This is a genomic window from Flavipsychrobacter stenotrophus (assembly GCF_002954265.1).
GTDB lineage: Bacteria > Bacteroidota > Bacteroidia > Chitinophagales > Chitinophagaceae > Flavipsychrobacter > Flavipsychrobacter stenotrophus.
In genome coordinates this window covers 649599-669814 of record NZ_PPSL01000003.1, presented here as the reverse complement: position 1 = coordinate 669814, position 20216 = coordinate 649599, and the positions used below count along the sequence as shown (strand labels likewise).

Below are 20216 nucleotides of genomic sequence, written 5' to 3'. Positions count from 1 at the left end.
TAATTTCACTTGCAAACAACAAATCACATTAAAAAAGTTAGTTTTGACAAATAAAACACCGTTTATCTCATGCAATCTTACTTATCTGAACTTTTTGCAAAACAAAACACAAGTAGCAATAACTTCTTTCTCATGGCAGGCCCTTGCGTTATAGAAAGCGAGGAAGTGATCATGGCAACCGCCGAAAAGGTTGTTGCTATCTGCGATAAGCTCAACATACCCCTTATTTTCAAATCATCTTACCGCAAAGCCAACCGCAGCCGCCTCGATAGCTTTTCAGGCATAGGCGATGAAAAAGCACTGAAAATACTGGCAAAGGTGCGAGATGCTTTTGGTGTGCCGCTGGTTACAGATATACATGATGCATCAGAAGCAGCTATGGCCTCCGAATATGTAGATGTACTCCAGATCCCCGCTTTCCTTTGCCGCCAGACAGATATACTTGTAGCTGCAGCAAAAACAGGAAAGATCGTCAACGTAAAGAAGGGTCAGTTCCTGGCACCTGAGTCGATGATCTTCGCTGTAGATAAGATAACACAGAGCAATAACGACAAGATCATGCTTACCGACCGTGGCACCATGTTCGGCTATCACGATCTGATAGTTGACTATCGCGGCATACCTACTATGCAAAATCTCGGTGTACCAGTGGTTATGGATTGCACACACTCATTGCAACAACCCAACACTACAAGCGGCGTTACCGGCGGCAATCCGCAAATGATCGAGACCATATGCCGCGCGGCAATAGCCGTAGGTGCCGATGGCCTCTTCATCGAAACACACCCCGATCCCGCTCATGCAAAATCAGACGGCGCCAACATGCTCAACCTGGCTTTATTAGAACCACTCATGGTAAAGCTCACCAAGCTCCGCCAGGTAGTGAATACCTTGTAAATAACACTGCCAATGATTGTCACGGTGAGGCTCTCGAACCGCGGTAATCTTTGGCCCTCGGGACGTATTCGTTTTGAGCATACACTAGTTACACACTCTCCTCCTTTTGAAGGATGCCGGCTACGGCACGAGCGTAGCTCAACCCTCGGAACGAGGGGGAGGTGGTTACCGCATCGGGACGTACCGTCTTTGTACAGAAAACAACGACAAACCCAACCCACTTTTTGGTTTTAACTTTTTGACTTTTAACTTATTTATGAACTACACTAAGTCCATACTTACACTAGCCATTGCGGCTATGCTGTGCACCATTGCTACCGCACAGAAAAAGCAATTCACCATGGCCGAGGCCACCAATGGTATGTCTACAACTTTGGCACCCAAGGGTATAAAAGGTACCTCATGGCAACCCGGCACCAACATGCTCTGGCAGGTAGAAAAGAAAGACGGTAAAGATCAGTGGACAACCACCAACTATGCCACTGAGAAAGCCGGTGTGATAAGCAATGTGGAACAAGGTGTATATCCGGAAGGAGAAAAAGTAAATGCTATTCCGGCTATAAAATGGCTCAATAAAGACAAAGCCTACTTCATCAACGACAACAGTGTAATAACAGGTACTGTTGACGGCAACAAATTCAACTGGAGCAAGTGGGTAAAACTACCCGATAATAACGCCAACACCACAGTAGACAAAAGCATGCAGATCGCCTACACCGTAGACAATAACCTGTGGCTCATAACCAAAGACAAAAAGACGATACAAGTAACCAAAGAGACCGACAAAGCAATAGTCTGCGGCCGTGCAGTACACCGCGATGAGTTTGGCATAGACCGTGGTATCTTCTTTTCCCCAAAAGGCAACTACCTGGCTTACTACCGCATGGACCAGACAATGGTTAAAGACTATCCTGTTGTTAAGTGGGATGTTGTTCCCGCACGTGCCGATATGGTTAAGTACCCTATGGCCGGACAAGCCTCTCACGAAGTAACGCTTTGCGTTTACGACCCTTCAACAGGCAAAACAGTAACATTAAAAACAGGCGAGAAACATAAAGATCATTACCTAACCAGCATTACATGGAGCCCCGATGAAAAGTACATCTATGTAGCCATCCTCAGCCGCGAACAGAACCACCTGCTGCTCAACAAATACAATGCACTCACAGGTGAAAAAGTAAAGACCTTGTTCGAAGAGAACGACCCTAAGTATGTACATCCTACTCACCCGTTGATGTTCGTTCCCGGCTTCGATGATGAGTTCATCTGGTGGAGCGAGCGCGATGGCTTTGCACACCTCTATCTATATAACACCGATGGCACGTTGATACGCCAGGTAACAAAGGGCAACTGGGTAGTGAATGAAATAGTAGGCTACGACAAGCAGAACGGCAGGATCATATTCACCGCTGCAAAAGAGTCGCCAATGGAAAAACACATTTACGGTGTGAACATTGACAATGGTAACATCTACCGTATAGACAAAGGTGATGGCATGCATACTGCCACCTGTTCAGAAGATGGCAAATATGTGCTCGATGTATACAGTGCGGGCGATGTGCCAAAGACCACCTGCATTCGCTCAACAGATGGCAAGACCAACGTAGAATTACTGAAGTCTCCTGATCCTCTTGCGGACTATGACCGTGCTATTGTTCGTAATGTAACCATTAAAGCAGCCGATGGTGTTACACCACTTTATGTCAAGCTCATATTGCCACCAAACTTCGATAGCACTAAGAAATATCCCACTATAGTGTATCTCTACAATGGCCCTAATGTACAATTGCTACACAACTCATTTCCTGCCAGCGGCAACCTGTGGTATGAGTATATGGCACAGCATGGCTACATCATCTTTACTATGGATGGCCGTGGTAGCTGGAACAGGGGAATGGCTTTTGAACAGGCCACTTTCCGTCACCTGGGAGATGTAGAAATGGACGACCAACTGAAAGGCGTTGACTACCTGAAGAAACTTAAATATGTAGATGCCAATCGCATGGGCGTGCATGGCTGGAGCTTTGGTGGCTTCATGACCACATCACTCATGCTTAAGCACCCCGGGATCTTTAAGGCAGCTGTAGCAGGTGGCCCGGTTATGGACTGGAGCATGTATGAAGTAATGTATACCGAGCGCTATATGGACACTCCCGAAGGCAACCCTAGCGGCTATAAAAACTCTTGCCTGCTAGACAAGGTAAAGAACCTGCAGGGTAAGCTAATGCTCATACATGGCACCAGCGATGATGTGGTAGTTTGGCAGCATAGCATAGACTTCATCAAGAAGAGTGTAGACGAAGGCGTACAGGTCGACTATTTCGTTTACCCCGGTCATGAGCACAACGTACGCGGCAAAGACCGTATACACCTCATGCAAAAGATCACCAACTACTTCGATGATTATTTGAAATAATCATCAATAGATAACGAAGCAGAAGACAAATAAGCTGATAACAAGTAAAAGGAGAAGGGGAATTGTCGTTGGCAATTCCCCTTCTCCTTTTACAACAAATTGCTGGTGAAGCAATAGTACCAAGATGCACGAGCGTAGTCTTCTTGACTACGCTCGTGCGGTTGCCGGTCTCCCGACCGGCTCATCGCGACGTATTCGTTTTGAGTTACAAGAAAATGCCCGCATCTGCCGCTGTTGTATCTCCACACCAACAGCCATCGGGCCGGTTTTCTTTGAGACGCGCTAAGTACATACTCTCCTCCTTTTGAAGGAGGAGTACCCGCCTTTTCGGCGGGGGAGGTGGTTATTGCATCGGAACGAACTCGCCTTGTACAACGGACATCATGTCTATCCTTTAATCTTGTAAATCCTGGTTCAGACAACCTTAAAAACCTACTTCTTCAACTCCCCAAACGGTATCGGCGTACTCACCCCATCCTTCGGTGCCATATCTGTATTCTTCGGATCCTTAGTAATGATCATGTTCCCCTTCTCAAAATAATTATCACCCTTATAAAGGCGCAGCAACAAACCGCCAAGTTCTTTTGCCTTCTGTGCTCTCACCTCAGGTGCCGCACTATAAAACCCCGGATCACCTACTATCACATCAACATAGGTTTTATTCTGCACATTCACCTTTACCGACTGCCACGTAGGCAATACAGTAGCCAGGCTATCCTCCATTACCTTTGTGTAATCCTTCTCCGCCTCTTCCTTACACGATGGCATTGCAAACAAACCCACCGCAACCAACAACATTAAAACAACCCTTTTCATACTATTCAGTTTAATAGTTAAAAATAAACAACATTATCCTATTCATTACCTCATTGCCAATTGTCAAATTCTAACTTAAAATTGAGCCATTAAGCCATTACGCAATTGAGCCATTAAACAACACGTCCCTCATTGTAAACACACCCTTCTTGCCCGCTAAAAACTCTGCTGCCAGCACAGCCCCCAATGCAAACCCCTCACGGCTATGCGCTGTGTGCACCAACTCTATATCGTCGATGGCCGATGCATATTTTACCCTGTGCGTGCCCGGTACATTTTCTATACGGTGAGCCACTATCGGTAGTATATTTTCATTATTTACAAAATTCAGCGCCCACGTTTTCTTGGTTGCAGACCTTTCCAATATCTGCTCAGCAATGGTTATGGCAGTGCCACTTGGGGCATCTTTTTTCTGCGTGTGGTGTGTTTCCTCTACACTCACATCATACTCAGGGTGCTTATTCATCAATGCGGCCAACTGCTTATTCACCTCGAAAAATATATTCACCCCTATGCTGAAATTCGATGCCTGCAAAAAACCCACGCCCCTGTCATTGGCCATTGCCGCTGCTTCCGGCACCTCTTCATTCCATCCTGTTGACCCACATATTACCGGCACACCCAGCGCCATGCAATCCATCACATTATCCTTTGCAGTCTCCGGCCCGGTAAACTCTATGGCCACATCCACACCCTGCATATGCGTGGCATCCAGTTCATGCCTGTTACCACTCCTTATACACAGTGCTATATTATGCCCCCTCTTAATTGCTATTTCCTCTATGGCCTGGCCCATCTTACCATACCCTATCAATGCTATATTCATGCCTAATAATTACTGTTGTGAAGATAGGATATTCTCTTTGAGACCCACTCAAAAAAGGTATGTAGAGACGCAAGATTTTTGCGTCTCGATCCAGCATGAGTTTGGTGATGGAGACGCATATACTCCCATTCGATTGAGCGACGCAAAATCTTGCGTCGCTACAACATCAACTAAATCTTATCCCAAATACGAAAACAGTTCAACTAACTACTACGGCATCCTCCTTTTCCTAAAATCCTGACCATCTTGATTCAGACACCCCCTTCAGTCGTTTATTAATATTCAATTAATAAAATAAAATAAATAAATCCCATCTAAAATTATTTAGCTATATTTAACTACAAACTCTTAGTAATGAAAAGAAAACTACTCTTCACAAGCATCATTGTGGCATTGATAGGACTGCCACAGGTACGCGGACAAAGCATATGGCCCAGCACACTCAATGCTACTGGCGGCTCTGCAACCCTCGGCGGACGTACCTACGAATGGTCAATAGGCGAAATGACATTGGTCAATACCGCTGCTACATCAAGCATCGTAGTAACACAGGGACTCTTGCAACCCGAGCATGGCGTTACAGCTGTCGAAGACCGCAATATCCTCAGGTTCCTTACTGTGTTTCCCAACCCGGCCAACAACACTATCAACTACACCTTCAACTCGCCGCAAAAGGCAATTATAGGCCTGCGGCTGATGGATATGAGCGGCAAGGTGATACAGGAAAAGAGTAACGATGTAAAAACAGGGATGAACACCGGTCAGCTCGACATCAGCTCACTTGCCGCTGCCACCTACCTCTTACAGGTCGATCTCACATCAGACGAAACTCTGATCGAAACCACCGCCTATAAGATCCAGAAGCTACAGTAAATAAAAGGTAACATGCAAGCCCTGAAGGAGCGCAATTCAATAGCGTAGGGTGAAGCCCTACGTAAGAAATACAAAAGCTGGGCAGCCCTGAAAGGGCGAAACAATTGCAACACATGTCACACAGTGGTCAGGGTCTACACCAGAAACTATCTACCAACAACCATCTACTAAAATAACTAACAACATACGCAATGAAAAAAACACTTCTACTCTTCGCTTTCGGGCTCTTCGCATCAGGCATGACGGCTTTTGCGCAGGCACCGCAGAAATTCAACTACCAGGGTGTTGCCCGTAATGCCTCAGGAAATCCGCTGGCCTCATCAACTATGACCATGCGCGTTACCCTGCACGACAATACCGCTGCCGGCCCTGTAGTATATCAGGAAACACATACTGTCCTTACCAATGCCTACGGCCTCTACAATGTGGCTATCGGTGGCGGTACAATGACGGGATCAAGCCCTGCTTTCTCTACCATCAACTGGGCTACAGGAGATAAGTACATACAAATAGAAATTGACCCTGCCGCAGGCACATCCTATGTTACCGTAGGCACCAGCCAGCTCATGAGCGTACCATTCGCATTAAATGGCCCTGGTGGCCCTCCGGGACCAACCGGTGCTACGGGTGCCACAGGTGCTACCGGCCCAATTGGTGCCACCGGCCCTGCCGGACCAACTGGTGCAACGGGTGCTGTCGGACCAACCGGTGCCACAGGTGCAACGGGCGCTACAGGTGCAACCGGTCCTGCCGGCCCAACTGGTCCTGCGGGTCCTACTGGTGCAACCGGAGCTACTGGTCTTACCGGCCCCGCTGGTGCAACCGGTCCTGCCGGCCCAACTGGTCCTGCGGGCCCTACTGGTGCAACCGGTGCTGTCGGCCCTGCCGGAGCCAATGGACTTGATGGAACTGGCTCAGGTACAGTAACCAGCATCACAGCTACCTCACCACTTACGGGCGGTGTGATCACCAGTACCGGAACTATCGGTCTTGGCACTGTTGGTACTGCAGGTACATATGGTACTTCAGGTGCCAGTGGCACATACCCTATTATTACTACCGATGCTTATGGCAGGGTTACCGGCGTAACTACCGCATCTGTTCCGGGAGCTACAACAACACTTACCCTTGGTGGTGATGTTACCGGTGTGAGTAATGCCAATACCGTTGGAAAGATTCAGGGTAACGCCGTTGCTTCCGGTGTGCCTGCTGCAACTGGTATGATATTAACATGGAATGGTACACAGTGGGCCCCCGCAGCCCCCGGTATTAGCACTATATCTGTCACTGCACCTATTTCGGGCGCAGGTACGGTAGGTTCACCTCTGGCTATAACACCAGGCACTGCAGCTAACCAGGTGCTCACATGGAATGGCACTGCATGGACAGCCGTTGCACCATCTTCTGGTACGATCTCTGTTACGGCACCGATCTCAGGAGCCGGCACAGTAGGCTCTCCTCTTGCACTTGCAGCTGGCACAGCTACAGGCCAGATGCTGCAGTGGAATGGCACTGCGTGGACAGCACAGACACCAATTTCAGGCACACTTAATTACCTGTCAAAATTCACTCCCGGTGCCAATGCCGTGGGTAATTCTGGTTTGTTTGAAACAGCAGGCCTTCGCTTAGGTTATGGCACAACTACTCCAAATGCTAAAGTAGACATACAGGCTGCCGCAACAAATAATAAAGGCCTATGGGCGTCTACTACTTCAGCCACTACATCTGATTCAGGTGTTATCCGTGCAATATATTCCGGAACAACTGCTTCAACCACTTTGTACAGCGTAGGCATGTATGGTTTGGCAGTGCCTAATATTGCTGCCATAAGTGGCATTGGTGTGAAAGGCGAAGGTGGGGGAGCAGGTGTGGTTGGTATTGGCGAATCTTCCGATTTTACAACTACAGGAGGAGAAGTAAATGGCGTTTATGCACAATCATCATCTGATGCTGATTATTCAATGGGCGTTCGTGCTTACGGCACTTCTCTTGCTAGTTTTTCAGGAAACAGCTATGGGGTTTATGCAGAAGCAGATAATGGTTTTTCAAATAACCTCGGTGTTTATGCTTCTAGTACTGTCGCTGGCACACCCACCAATTATGGTATATATGCTACAGCTGCTAATGCTACCACCAATTACGCTGCTTGGTTTCAAGGAAATGTAAATGTTGTTGGTAGTCTTGCTAAATCGAGTGGTACATTTAAAATAGATCACCCACAGGATCCTGAAAATAAATACCTGATTCACAGTTTTGTTGAAAGCCCTGATATGATGAACGTATACAATGGCAACATCACTACAGATGCAAGTGGAACTGCAACCGTTACACTACCTGCTTATTTCGAATCGTTGAATAAAGACTTCCGTTATCAGCTTACAGCTATAGGCACTTTTGCACAGGTTATTGTTTCAAAAGAAGTAGCTAATAATACCTTTGAAATAAAGACAAGCGTACCGAATGTAAAAGTTAGCTGGCAGGTAACAGGCGTTCGCCAGGATGCATGGGCTAATGCGCACCGCGTAGTTCCTGAAGTTGAAAAGGAAGTGGAAAACAAGGGCAAATATCTTACACCAAAAGAGCTGGGTAAAGATGTTTCTTTACAAATAGGAGGAAATCTTGCTGCCCCAAAAGCAAAGGCAGCTAAGCAGCCACATGTAAATCACAATTCACAGACCAAACAACGCACTAAGTAATATATTTTATACGAGCATGAACAAAACAGGCTGCCCACATCGGGCAGCCTGTTTGATTTAGGGCACAACCCTAACTGTCTGTGCACTAACTATAATCTTGCTCTTTTTGAGATATTCACCAAAACAATCTGTGAAATCTGAGCAATCAGCCTTATCTGTGGTTCAGAATACTACCCCTGAAAAAAAATATCCACAGAAAATAACCCACCTCAAACCTTTGCCCACAGAGCCTTTCAGCCGATTTTTTCGCAAATTTTGTGGATATGTTTATTTTAAAATATCATTTTACCTCTTTAATTTGCACCCGATTCAGAAGAAATTACTGAATGCTCTTTGACACATGAACCCATATCAAAAGTTCACTACTAACCCAACTCTGGTAGAGACGCATAATTGCGTCTCTTATGCGGCTGGACAATCTAACTAACGTAAAACGAGGCAAGGTATTAATCAACTGAAAAAAGTGGAAGAAACCGGAAAAAAGTGGAAGAAAGTGGAAGTTTTTGGAAATTTGTTAAAACACCCGCAAACCCTTCCCCATAAAGCATCACAACAAAAAACACCCGAACAAAACTTCTTGAAACACAAAAAAACTTCCACATTCAATTTAATTGAGCAACAACTCCCCTCTTATTTTAAGAGGGGACGATATTCGACCGGCCCTTGGCCAGTAGTCGAATGTCGGGGGTGATAACAACACCGGAACATATTCGTTTTGTACACCACTACACCCGTATGCAAATAGTGCAGGTGACCCGATGCAAATCGCAGCTGTTGCGTCTTCCGACCAGCAGCCATCTGGCCGGCTCTCTTTGAGACTCATTCAATCATTGAGCCACCCATCCCGCTCATGCAGGACTAACCAATCGCTCTCCGCTCTGTTTCCCCGCTCTTAAGAGTCATAACCTCCACAAATATCACCACCCACAGCACAATAGCCGGCACCGCCTTAATGAAATACACCTCCAGAAAATTATGCCTGAAATCGTGCGGAAAAAGATCAGTAGGCGTCATGCAGCTCACTACAAATACAAATGCCATCAGCGCTTGGTGTATTGCCGTCCGCGGACGGGCAAAGTACCATATCCCCACACCGGTCAGCACCAATATATACGTTGGCGATTCGGCCTTATGATTAAAGATGATCACCCATATCAGCATAAAGGCCAGCATCAGCAACCTGAACACCTCATTTTTATACATTTTGATTCTGGCAAAAGGCACAAAAAACAGCACTATACCAACTGCGGTCACTACACCCTTACCACCATTCAACCCAAACCACGTATGCAACCACCCCAGTACCGACATGCCATAAGACATGGCCTCATCCTGGCCCATCATCACTACCCAGTTATTGTATTGCCACACCAGCATTTGCGGCGATATAACTACCAGAGGCAGTACGGCCAGCAGCACGGCCCATACAATACCCCAGCCTATAAACTTCAGCTTATCAGGGTAAAAAATAAAGAGGCAAACCACAATTACCGCATAGATCTTAATGAATGCGGCCAATGCCACCCACAATGCAGCCTTCCACGCTTTACCGCTTTGCAGGCTGTTGTAAGTGCCTATCATCAGCGCTGCCATCAAACCATTGCTTTGCGTATTCTGTAAAGAGGTCAAAAGTTCTAGTAATATAAACCACAGCATCAACGTCTGGTTACGGGTAGTAAACGGCAGCTTGCGCACTGCGGCATAGAGCGCCAATGCATTAAGCAGGTTCCAGGCAGGCATGGCTATATAATCGGGTATCTTGGCCAGCACACCCATGGCCAGTGCAAACGTAGGACTGTACTTATACAAGTCCCACTGCTCGGTAAGATGATGGATATACAGGTTCTTTCCATCCAAAAGGTGAAAGAACGACAGCTTGAAGATGACGTAATTATTATAGTCGGTATACGGCGGCGCAATGGCTACATGCTTGCTGATGATATATAGATGCAGGCTGGCTACGATAGTCACCAGCACATAGGCCCACAACACCACCTTGCTCTGCATTAAAAAATTACGAATAGATACCCACATAGTAAAAGTGTTTTCAGTCGCTATAAGCGCCACAAACTAAAGACAAATGTAAAGCTGCAAAAGTAGAGCACTTTATATTACACACGCCAATGGCGGTATAATTATTACCCGCACAAGTTCTTTGACATATTGAATGAGATAATTAGCCATAGATTTTACTCTTGCTATCATGACGCTGAAGGCATCACATTTCTACAGCGCACCAAACAATATCCTGCCAACTATGCCCAAGGTAAGATGTGTGTATAGGCAATTGCGGTGAAATGTCATTGCGCCGTAGGTGCAAAAGGTTTGTAGTATACAAAACCCTATCATCACCCGCGAGCCCTAGGTACGCGCCCAATCGTAACCGTGTTTTTTTGTAACCTGTAGTCGTCATAAAATCTATAAATACAAAAAACCACCCCAAAAAGGAGTGGTTTTTATATCATAAAGTAGTGAGGACTATTCGCCTATTACTTCGAATTCAATTTCAACAACATTCTCTTTACCGAAGTCGATGCTAGCCTTGTGCAGACCTGCTTCCTTAACTTCATCTAGAATGGTGATACGACGACGGTCGATCTCGTAACCCTTCTGCTCACGGATAGCACGTGCTACCTGTATTGCAGTTACAGAACCAAATATTTTACCGCTTACGCCTAACTTAGCACCTATCTTGATAGGAGAAGATTTCAATACTTCGGTAACATTGGCTATCTGCGCCATCAGTTTGTCTTCCTTTTTCTGCAACTGCTTGCGACGCTCTTCCATCACCTTAGTATTAGATGCGCTTGCTTCTATTGCATATTTCTGTGGTATCAGGTAGTTACGGGCATATCCCGGTTTTACTTCAACCAACTCATGGGCTGCGCCCAGATTGTCAACGTCTTTTATGAGAATGATCTGCATGATTGATTACTTTAAAAGGTCAGTTACATAAGGCAATATCGCCATCTGGCGCGCCTTCTTTATCGCCTGCGCTACTTTGCGCTGGAACTTCAATGAGTTACCGGTAATACGGCGTGGCAACATACGGCCTTGCTCATTAAGGAATTTCTTCAAGAATTCACCATCCTTATAATCGATATAACGGATACCCATTTTCTTGAAACGACAGTATTTCTTCTGGCGCTTTTCTACACGGGTTGATGTCAGAAATTTTATTTCGTTTTGCTTTGCCATTTTTGTTCAGGGATTAATTTTGAGAAACTGTTTCTTCAGCCTTGTTACGCTTTCTGCCATTGTACATCACAGCATACTTGTCCAAACGGGTTACCATATGACGCATGATACTTTCATCACGGTTCATCTGTATTTCCAGCTTAGCGTTAAGATCTGCCGGTGCTTTGAATTCTACCACGTAGTAAAGACCTGTTGTCTTCTTAGCGATAGGGTAAGCCAGTGAGCGGAGGCCCCATGGGTGAAGTTCGCCTAATTCGCCACCGTGGGTCACGATCAGGTCAGTAAATTTCTTCTGAGCATTTTTGTACTCTTCTTCGGATAATACCGGCGTGAAGATGAGCATAAGCTCATAATCCTGAAGCTTGTTTTCTGTTGCCATAATATTGTTTGGTTAAAAAATATCCCGATCTTCCGGCAGCAATTTTGGATATCCTGTAGCCAGAATAGCCGGAAAAATTTCGGACTGCAAAGGTATATAAATATTTTATTTAAAACCAAAAATACTTAGGAGAATATTTTGCACTGTGACACGTTATAAACATGTGGGGAAAACTTACATTCAGTAGTGATTTCTGTAACAACTAAATTCCTAAATTTGAATTGCCTCTTATGAATTACCCGTTATAATGGCATTATTTTATTATTACCTTATCATTGAAACATCGTAAAACAAAATAGCTGTGGAAAACACAAAGAGTAACTCGGGTAAAAAGAAAGGTATCACCTCATTTTTCAGTCACTTAAGAGCCACAATAATATCATGGTTCAAACCTGAGGAGGTAGAAGTCACCTTTGAAGAAGACGGAGGCGGGCATATGACCGGCTACACGTATACAGTTGTGCAGCATAAAAATGTGGCCTGATCCGGAAGACTTTATCAAAGTTCTAAACTCCCTGATTATCCGGTGGAGCATTAAAATATCACCCCTTTGATTAATCAATGTAAATTCAAAAGCCTGCTGTCACACAGCAGGCTTTAATATTGGTTATTAGTGAAGAAATTCACTTACATGTACTTTACTTCATCGGGCAGGTTGTAGAATGTTGGGTGGCGGTAGATCTTATCATTTGCCGGTTCGTACATAGATTCACTCTGTCCCGGATCAGAAGCATGGATATTTTTACTTTCTACAACCCATATGCTCACGCCTTCCTGTCGGCGGGTATATACATCGCGGGCATTCTCAATAGCCATTTCCACATCAGCCGCATGAAGGCTACCCGCGTGTTTATGATCTAATCCTGCTTTACTGCGTATAAACACCTCCCACAAAGGCCATTCTGATTTATTCATTTGTTTATTTTTAGTAGATAGTCGTTAGTAAATAGTAGATAGTCGTAAGTAGAAAGCCTAAAGGTAATATATATAAAGATACTTTCAGAATCCTGAGTTTTTAGTTTTTACTTATCTACGCGGCTTTCGTTTCTACCGCGGCTGCTTTACGTGCCGCTCTTTTGCCGGCATAAGCAGTAGCTGCATCACGCACCCACTGGCCTTTCTCCCAGGCACTTCTGCGGGCTTCAAGGCGTTGTTTATTGCATGGGCCATTACCCTTCACCACATTGTAGAACTCAGGCCAGTTGATCGCACCGAAATCGTAGTGACCACGCTCTTCGTTCCATTTCAGGTCTTTGTCAGGCATATCCAGCCCAAGCACTTTAGCCTGCTCTACGGTTACGTCAACAAATTTCTGGCGTAGTTCGTCGTTAGTGAGCCTCTTGATTCTCCACCTTACACTATTAGCTGTATTCGGGCTTTCAGCATCTGGAGGGCCAAACATCATTAATGAAGGCCACCACCAACGATTGAATGCATCCTGAGCCATTTTACGCTGAATATCAGTTCCTTTGGCCAATGTGAGCATTATCTCAAAGCCCTGGCGCTGGTGAAAGCTTTCTTCTTTACATACACGCACCATGGCACGAGCATACGGACCGTAAGAAGTACGGCAAAGCGGTACCTGGTTCATGATGGCCGCGCCATCTACCAGCCAGCCTACCGCACCCATATCGGCCCATGTAAGTGTGGGGTAATTGAATATTGAAGAGTATTTGGCCTTACCGGTATGTAATTGATTATACATCTCATCGCGGCTGATACCCAGTGTTTCTGCAGCACTGTAAAGATACAGACCATGTCCTGCTTCGTCCTGTACTTTAGCCATCAGCACTGCTTTACGGCGTAAAGTGGGGGCACGGCTGATCCAGTTACCTTCAGGCAACATACCCACTATTTCACTGTGGGCGTGCTGAGATATCTGGCGGATAAGCGTTTTACGATAGTCATCCGGCATCCAATCTTTAGCTTCGATAGTATTATCACTATCTATCTTATCATCAAAATGCTGCTGAAATGAGTATTGAGTCATTGAACCTGATGTTTTATTAATACAAATGTAATGATAATAGCGGAATGAGATAATTGATAATAGCCGCAGCAAAGTAGGACTTAGTCAATAGTTGGTAATCTCCATTATTCAAAGTTCACCCCATCGTATATATCCTTTAAAGCAATCGACATATTAAGGTTTGAAATAAGAAATGTATCTGATATATTACTGTATTCATTAAGCTCCCATAACCCTCCGCTATTAATAGAATAGGCTTCTACCTTTAAAGAAAGTGAATCGATAATAACATACGTCTTTAAAGTTGAGATGTCCCTGTACAGCATACATTTACTACCTCGGTCATAATCTTTTGAAGACTCAGACAATACTTCAAAAAGTACAGAAGGATTGAGAATATTGAAATCATCATTGTTGCGTGATTCCTTCTTCCCACATATGATACTAAGATCGGGGTATGTGAACAAAGAGTTTTTCTCAATATAGACTCTTAAGTCACTTCCGTAAGGCTTGCAGCCAGATCCTCTTAATTGAGCCCCCAGTTCAGTAGCCAGATTAGAGGTGATCTCATTATGCGGCATTTTAGTTCCCGCCATTGCAATTATTTCCCCTTTGTAATACTCATGTTTTTCTTCCGAAGCATTTTCCATCTCCAGATATTCTTCTATAGTGTAGCGCTTGTTGCTGTAAGCTATGGCAGGTTCTCTTACGTCCATACCATAAAATTACAAAAAATGTAGTTATTGGGAAAGACAACGCCAGACAGGTTTCAGCTGTCTGGCGCATAAAAGTGTATTGCTGAAAATGATTACTTGATCACACCAAGGTCCTTACCTACTTTGATGAAGGCATCGATAGCGGTATCCAGATGGTGACGGTCGTGACCGGCAGATATCTGTACACGGATACGAGCCTGGCCCCTTGGCACTACAGGGAAGAAGAAGCCTACAACATAGATACCTTCTTCCAACATCTGTGCGGCAAATTTCTGGGCTACAACTGCATCATACAACATCAACGGGCAGATAGGATGTGTACCCGGCTTTATATCGAAACCTGCATCTGTCATGCGCTTGCGGAAATATAACGTGTTATCTTCCAGCTTATCGCGTAGTTCAGTTGTTTCGCTAAGCATATCCAGCACCGCTATTGATGCGCCTGTGATAGATGGAGCCAATGAATTAGAGAACAGATAGGGACGGCTGCGCTGACGCAGCATATCTATCACTTCTTTCTTACCGCTGGTGAAACCACCAGATGCACCACCAAGTGCCTTACCTAATGTGCCGGTAATAATATCTATACGCCCCATAACACCGCACAACTCATGCACGCCACGGCCTGTAGCGCCCATAAAGCCTGAGGAGTGGCTTTCATCGATCATTACCAATGCATCGTACTTATCAGCAAGGTCGCAGATCTTGTCTAACTGGGCAATGGTACCATCCATAGAGAATACGGAGTCGGTAACTATCATGCGCGTACGGGCATCCATATTAGCCTGTAACTGGGCCTCAAGATCGGCCATATCGTTGTGCTTGTAACGACCTCTCCTGGCCTTACACAAACGCACGCCATCAATGATAGAGGCGTGGTTCAACTCATCAGATATAATGGCATCCTGCTCGCCTAGCAATGGCTCAAATACGCCACCATTAGCATCGAAACATGCTACGTAGAGTATAGTATCTTCAGTACCGAGGAACTTAGCTAGTTTCTGCTCCAGCTCACGGTGAATATCTTGCGTACCGCATATGAAACGTACAGAGCTCATACCATATCCACGATGATCGATAGCCTTATGTGTAGCTTCAATTACCTTAGGATGAGACGACAGGCCCAGATAATTGTTAGCACAAAAGTTGAGCACCTTCTTGCCATTCACCAATATTTCCGCACCCTGTTCAGATTCTATTATGCGTTCTTTCTTAAAAAGACCTGCATCTTCTATTTCCTTAAGTTCGCCCTGGAGGCGGGTATAAAATGAAGTACTAGACATTGTATCGTTATTTTTTGAGCAAAGTAAATAAATTAGTTGTTATGATAGCCTCTTTTGTAGTGCTAACATTACCTCTGCGGGGCATAACCCAGCTTAGCGGCTGTCTGACGGTCTTTATCTGCCGCGGCCTTATCTCCCTTCATATCGAAGCATACAGCACGGGCAAAGTAGATCTCACCCATCTTAGGTTCTATCTGCAATGCCTTATTGAAATCTCTGAAAGCCTCATCACATTTATTCATGCGCTGAAATGCCCTGGCCCTGTTCAAGTATGGCTGAAATATGTCCGGGTTCTGATCGATGGCTACACCATACTCCACAATTGCCTTGTCTTTCTGGTTGGTCATATCCAGGAAGTTAGCGAAATTACTGTGTGCCTCCGGGTTGTATGGCTTTAACCTTAGGGTCTCTTTATAGCAGAAAATTGCCGAATCGTCTTTGCGGGTAATACTGTAAATAACTGCCAGACCAAGGTAGGCATTGGAACCCATGTCTGTCTTATCCAGCGACAAGCCTTTATAGTAATACTGCTTCGCCAGATCGAACTGATTATTACTGCGCATCAGTTCACCTAATGAAATATATGGGTTGACAAACTTAGGCTGTAATTGAATTGCCTTATTCAAGAGGTAGAAAGATGAATCATAATAGAGTTTTCTTTCCTTAGGATCGACAGAACTATTGAACTTATTGAAGTAAAAAAAGCCCAGATTATTGTAGCCATTAGGGGCGCGAACCGGTTCTATTTCTATCTCGTCTCTCCAAAGGCTCATACCATCATACCACACCTTGCAACGTTCATTACTCATATAGCCCAACACAAAAACAGCTACTCCCATGGCGGCTAGTGCGCTCTTTCCGGCCATTACTGTTTGCTCGGAATCGAATAATACCGAGATACACCAACCCAGTATAAAGAACAAACCGATGTAAGGCAGGTAGCTATACCTGTCTGCTATGATAGCACCACCCACAGGTATAAACTGTAATAGTAATGCTATGTTGACCAGAAAGAACATGATACCAAAAACAATTGCTTTGTTCTTACGGAAGAACCAGAAAGAACCTGCCAATACTCCAATCGCAATGACCAGATAGATATAGTAAACTGCAGGCAGAGCGCCTTCTTCCTTTAGTGGGTAGGGGTAAAAACAGAGTAGCTTAATAGGTACTACCGTCTTCCATAAATAGGTGATGAGCGCGTAGCCACCCAGACCCAAACGCTCAAGTGTGCCGAACTTTTCACCCTGCGTATCTAATGCCCCAAACACCCGCTGGTCTTGCAATGACTTAATACCTGCCAGAACCGACATTGCGAACAAGGGCAGCTTTTCCACCAACACAAAAAAATTGATGTTCTGCAATGTTATTACAGGTTTCCCTTCGGCGCTTACCGACTTCCAGATACGACCTTCAAAGTAATCTATAAGTAAGAGGGTAACAGGCAATACGACAGCAACTGGCTTAGACAATAAGGAGGCTGCATACAAAACGGCTACACCAAGGTAAAACAGCCACTTTTTAGAACCTTCTGCTCTTATGTAGTAAATGTAGGAGATGCAAGCTGACATGTAGAAGAAGCCGTATACCACGTCTTTACGACCCGCTACCCATGCCACTGACTCTATGTGCATAGGGTGCAAGCCAAACAGAATTGCAGTAATAATAGCAGCTATGAATCGTTTAGATAACAGCCATACGAAACAGTAAACGAGGAGCGTAGTGGCTATGTGAAACAACAGACTTTGCAAGTGGTAGTGATACGCATCAAGATTGGCACTATCATAATCAAATGCGTAGGTGAGGATAGTCAGCGGATGGTAGTTACCCATTACCGGATTGCTTAAAGAGAAGATGTTCTTTATCCCTTCACCGGAAATGTCTTTGACCAACGGATTGTTGAGTACATAACCTGGGTCATCCCAATTGGTGAATTGATTGAGCAACGACACTTTAAGGAACATGAATGTCGTAATAGCGACACCCACAACAGCCATTAAATGCTTCTGCATATCAGACATTGGGGTAGTTGCAGCTTTAGTGGCGGCGACCGGCTTCTGCTGCAGCGGCTTCTGCTGAACAGGCCTGTTTATGTTAGTCTGATTATTGGTCTTCTTTGCCATGCGGATGCTAAGTAAAAAGTAAAAAGTAAAAGCTTAAAAGTGTGTGGATAGTGCATCTACGTTATATTCTAAGAGTCTACCTCATCTTGCTACCACACACATCAGTTATCTGCATTCATGGACAGCTAGGCGCTTTTGCCGAAACTGACAATATTGAAATAAAATATATGATATATCCGGCATGATCAAATGCACTTACTACCCCACATGAATCATATATTCAAATGCCCACACCCCAACTCGCTCCCTATTTCAAGGGACACACATTTACTGTAATTAGCTACTTAAATGCTACAATCTCAGCGCCCTGTAATATTGGCACAATAGGGTGAAGATCAGGCGTGACACAGTATTTCATATCGTCGATCAATCCAAAACCGGACAAGCGGCGATAATGCGAGCTGTCTTTTAGGAATTCTAATAGGTTTTCACCTGTTGATACCTCGTATAGCATTTTTGCAGCACGCGCACTATCACAATTGATGTCGAATTTATCACCCACTTTACTCACTACAGCACCAGCAAATAAAGTATCTTCCATATTGAAGCGATCCTTCCACGAAGAGCAGCCAAGTAGTACGTTCTTACCCTCACTTACCAGATAATCGCATATAGCTTGAAGGTTAAGGAAGGAGCCTATTACAATAGCTGCAGAATCCTTGACCATGTGTAGCAACCTTGTACCATTAGTGGTAGTCAACACAAGTACTTTATCTTCAATAAAACCACGCGGATACTCCAAAGGAGAGTTGCCATACTGAAGTCCGTCGGCCACTTTACCATCTCTTTCACCGGCAGTAATGCTGCCGGGAATCTCATTACCCAGGGATATGCACTCAGCTACCGACGCTACCGGAATAACACATTTGGCGCCATTATGTAGTACCGCAGTAATAGTAGAGGTAGCCCTGAAAATATCAATGATGACCACTACAGTATTTGTAGTATCATACAGATGTAATAGTGCGGGAGAGAGGCAAACTTCGAGCCGTGGTTTTTGTGTAGTACTCATGAAAAAGAATAAGGTTGCAAAATAATAAAAAAAGCGCTGCAAGATGCAGCGCTTTTTAAATATACTATAAGCGGATTAATAAACCCACATATCGTGTTCTTTGTTGAAAATGTCTATTGCGTTCTGTTGGCTTTCATACAACTGCTCCATTCTACCACGTGGGTCGGTGCCATAGATGTCTTCAAACCTCTGATCGAGTGAATTGCTCACCTTAGTGATCTTGCTGGAGAACTGACGAGCTTCAAAGAATTCATCCCATGTATAACGGTAAACGTCATTCTGCGGATTGAATACTTCGTAGTTAGACAAAGTTTCGCGGATCTGTGGGTAATACAACCAGAACATAGCTACCGGACCTCTGTAGGTACCGTCTTCGCCATACTCATCCTTAACCGGAGCTATACCGATGATGTGAACCACCATCTTACCCTGGTTACGATCGAACAACCACTCTTCCTTAACCCTGAATTTAGTTACAGTTTCAGGCTTGAATTCGTTGATCACGACCTTCCAGAACTTCTGGCCGGTAACCGGATCTTCTACTTCCTGGCTATCTGCCTTAGGAGCGATCTTTTCCATAACCTGCTCTTTAGTGAGCTTGCTGGTGAAACGATCGTCGAAAGTAGAATAGGCAGTTATCTTACCCTTCTTAATACCATCGATCAGGATTTCTATGAACATACCACCACCGGTATTTTCATCACCCTGATAACGGAAACCAATGTTCTGTTTTTCACGTGTGTCGATCTCTCTCCACACTTTTTTCTTCCACAGCACGTCAGCCTCGCGGATGTATTGCCAAGGAATAGGCGCACCTACATGCTTTACACGGTCATAGCTACCATCGTTAACCAATGATGGTTTCCAGTTAGTGCTAACACCCTGGTCTCCCGCTGCACCTACAGGCTCGTCTTTTGCAGTACCCTTCTGAGCGAAAGCAGCAGAACAACCCAGCATCAATGCAACTGTAAGATTAAATTTATTGAAATTCAGGATTTTCATATCCTTATTG

At 44.8% G+C, this 20216-nt stretch carries 18 protein-coding genes; 5 read left to right on the top strand and 13 right to left on the bottom strand.

Features of this window, described 5'->3' with window-relative positions:
- Window positions 1-69: 69 nt before the first annotated feature.
- Window positions 70-897, top strand: coding sequence for a 3-deoxy-8-phosphooctulonate synthase (gene kdsA, locus CJD36_RS12865; RefSeq protein WP_105039583.1), 828 nt, complete (start codon window positions 70-72; stop codon window positions 895-897).
- A 256-nt stretch (window positions 898-1153) separates the two neighbouring features.
- A complete protein-coding gene (locus CJD36_RS12860) occupies window positions 1154-3313 on the top strand; it encodes a S9 family peptidase (protein WP_105039582.1) in 2160 nt (719 codons plus the stop codon).
- A 432-nt stretch (window positions 3314-3745) separates the two neighbouring features.
- On the opposite strand, the gene CJD36_RS12855 is transcribed toward CJD36_RS12860, so the two are convergent.
- Window positions 3746-4129: a hypothetical protein gene (locus CJD36_RS12855; protein ID WP_105039581.1), complete on the bottom strand. Its 384-nt coding sequence runs from the start codon at window positions 4127-4129 to the stop codon at window positions 3746-3748.
- A 97-nt stretch (window positions 4130-4226) separates the two neighbouring features.
- Window positions 4227-4955, bottom strand: a complete 729-nt coding sequence (gene dapB, locus CJD36_RS12850) for a 4-hydroxy-tetrahydrodipicolinate reductase (RefSeq protein WP_105039580.1) — start codon at window positions 4953-4955, stop codon at window positions 4227-4229.
- Window positions 4956-5309: 354 nt separating this feature from the next.
- Between dapB and CJD36_RS12845 the strand changes: the two genes are divergently transcribed.
- Complete coding sequence (locus CJD36_RS12845) at window positions 5310-5828, top strand: T9SS type A sorting domain-containing protein (RefSeq protein WP_105039579.1); 519 nt, start codon at window positions 5310-5312, stop codon at window positions 5826-5828.
- A gap of 191 nt (window positions 5829-6019) precedes the next feature.
- Complete coding sequence (locus CJD36_RS23010; RefSeq protein WP_105039578.1) at window positions 6020-8524, top strand: beta strand repeat-containing protein; 2505 nt, start codon at window positions 6020-6022, stop codon at window positions 8522-8524.
- An 858-nt stretch (window positions 8525-9382) separates the two neighbouring features.
- Here the strand turns inward: CJD36_RS23010 and CJD36_RS12835 are convergent.
- The 4 genes from CJD36_RS12835 to rpsF all read right to left on the bottom strand — a co-directional run bounded on the left by CJD36_RS12835 (window position 9383) and on the right by rpsF (window position 12101).
- Entirely contained in the window at window positions 9383-10558 is a 1176-nt protein-coding gene (locus tag CJD36_RS12835; RefSeq protein ID WP_133162635.1) for a glycosyltransferase family 87 protein, read from the bottom strand.
- 444 nt (window positions 10559-11002) lie between these two features.
- Entirely contained in the window at window positions 11003-11449 is a 447-nt protein-coding gene (gene rplI / locus CJD36_RS12830; protein ID WP_105039576.1) for a 50S ribosomal protein L9, read from the bottom strand.
- Window positions 11450-11455: 6 nt separating this feature from the next.
- Window positions 11456-11722 carry a 30S ribosomal protein S18 gene (rpsR, locus tag CJD36_RS12825; protein ID WP_105039575.1) on the bottom strand — a complete coding sequence of 89 codons (267 nt, stop codon included), beginning with the start codon at window positions 11720-11722 and terminating at the stop codon, window positions 11456-11458.
- A 13-nt stretch (window positions 11723-11735) separates the two neighbouring features.
- Entirely contained in the window at window positions 11736-12101 is a 366-nt protein-coding gene (gene rpsF, locus CJD36_RS12820) for a 30S ribosomal protein S6 (protein WP_105039574.1), read from the bottom strand.
- Window positions 12102-12402: 301 nt separating this feature from the next.
- On the opposite strand from rpsF, the gene CJD36_RS12815 reads away from it, so the two are divergent.
- Window positions 12403-12585 carry a hypothetical protein gene (locus CJD36_RS12815; protein ID WP_105039573.1) on the top strand — a complete coding sequence of 61 codons (183 nt, stop codon included), beginning with the start codon at window positions 12403-12405 and terminating at the stop codon, window positions 12583-12585.
- A 143-nt stretch (window positions 12586-12728) separates the two neighbouring features.
- On the opposite strand, the gene paaB is transcribed toward CJD36_RS12815, so the two are convergent.
- From paaB to porN, 7 genes are all read right to left on the bottom strand, one after another.
- Window positions 12729-13016, bottom strand: a complete 288-nt coding sequence (paaB, locus tag CJD36_RS12810) for a 1,2-phenylacetyl-CoA epoxidase subunit PaaB (protein ID WP_105039572.1) — start codon at window positions 13014-13016, stop codon at window positions 12729-12731.
- 115 nt (window positions 13017-13131) lie between these two features.
- Entirely contained in the window at window positions 13132-14091 is a 960-nt protein-coding gene (gene paaA / locus CJD36_RS12805) for a 1,2-phenylacetyl-CoA epoxidase subunit PaaA (protein ID WP_105039571.1), read from the bottom strand.
- Window positions 14092-14195: 104 nt separating this feature from the next.
- The gene (locus tag CJD36_RS12800) at window positions 14196-14786 is read right to left on the bottom strand and encodes a Uma2 family endonuclease (RefSeq protein WP_105039570.1); all 591 of its coding nucleotides are present in this window, start codon (window positions 14784-14786) and stop codon (window positions 14196-14198) included.
- 92 nt (window positions 14787-14878) lie between these two features.
- On the bottom strand, window positions 14879-16069 hold the full coding sequence (gene kbl, locus CJD36_RS12795; protein WP_105039569.1) for a glycine C-acetyltransferase: 1191 nt from the start codon (window positions 16067-16069) through the stop codon (window positions 14879-14881).
- 68 nt (window positions 16070-16137) lie between these two features.
- Entirely contained in the window at window positions 16138-18192 is a 2055-nt protein-coding gene (locus CJD36_RS12790) for a tetratricopeptide repeat protein (RefSeq protein ID WP_105039568.1), read from the bottom strand.
- Window positions 18193-18472: 280 nt separating this feature from the next.
- Window positions 18473-19204, bottom strand: coding sequence for a 2-phosphosulfolactate phosphatase (locus tag CJD36_RS12785; RefSeq protein ID WP_105039567.1), 732 nt, complete (start codon window positions 19202-19204; stop codon window positions 18473-18475).
- A 75-nt stretch (window positions 19205-19279) separates the two neighbouring features.
- A complete protein-coding gene (porN, locus tag CJD36_RS12780; protein ID WP_105039566.1) occupies window positions 19280-20206 on the bottom strand; it encodes a type IX secretion system ring subunit PorN/GldN in 927 nt (308 codons plus the stop codon).
- Window positions 20207-20216: the final 10 nt, after the last annotated feature.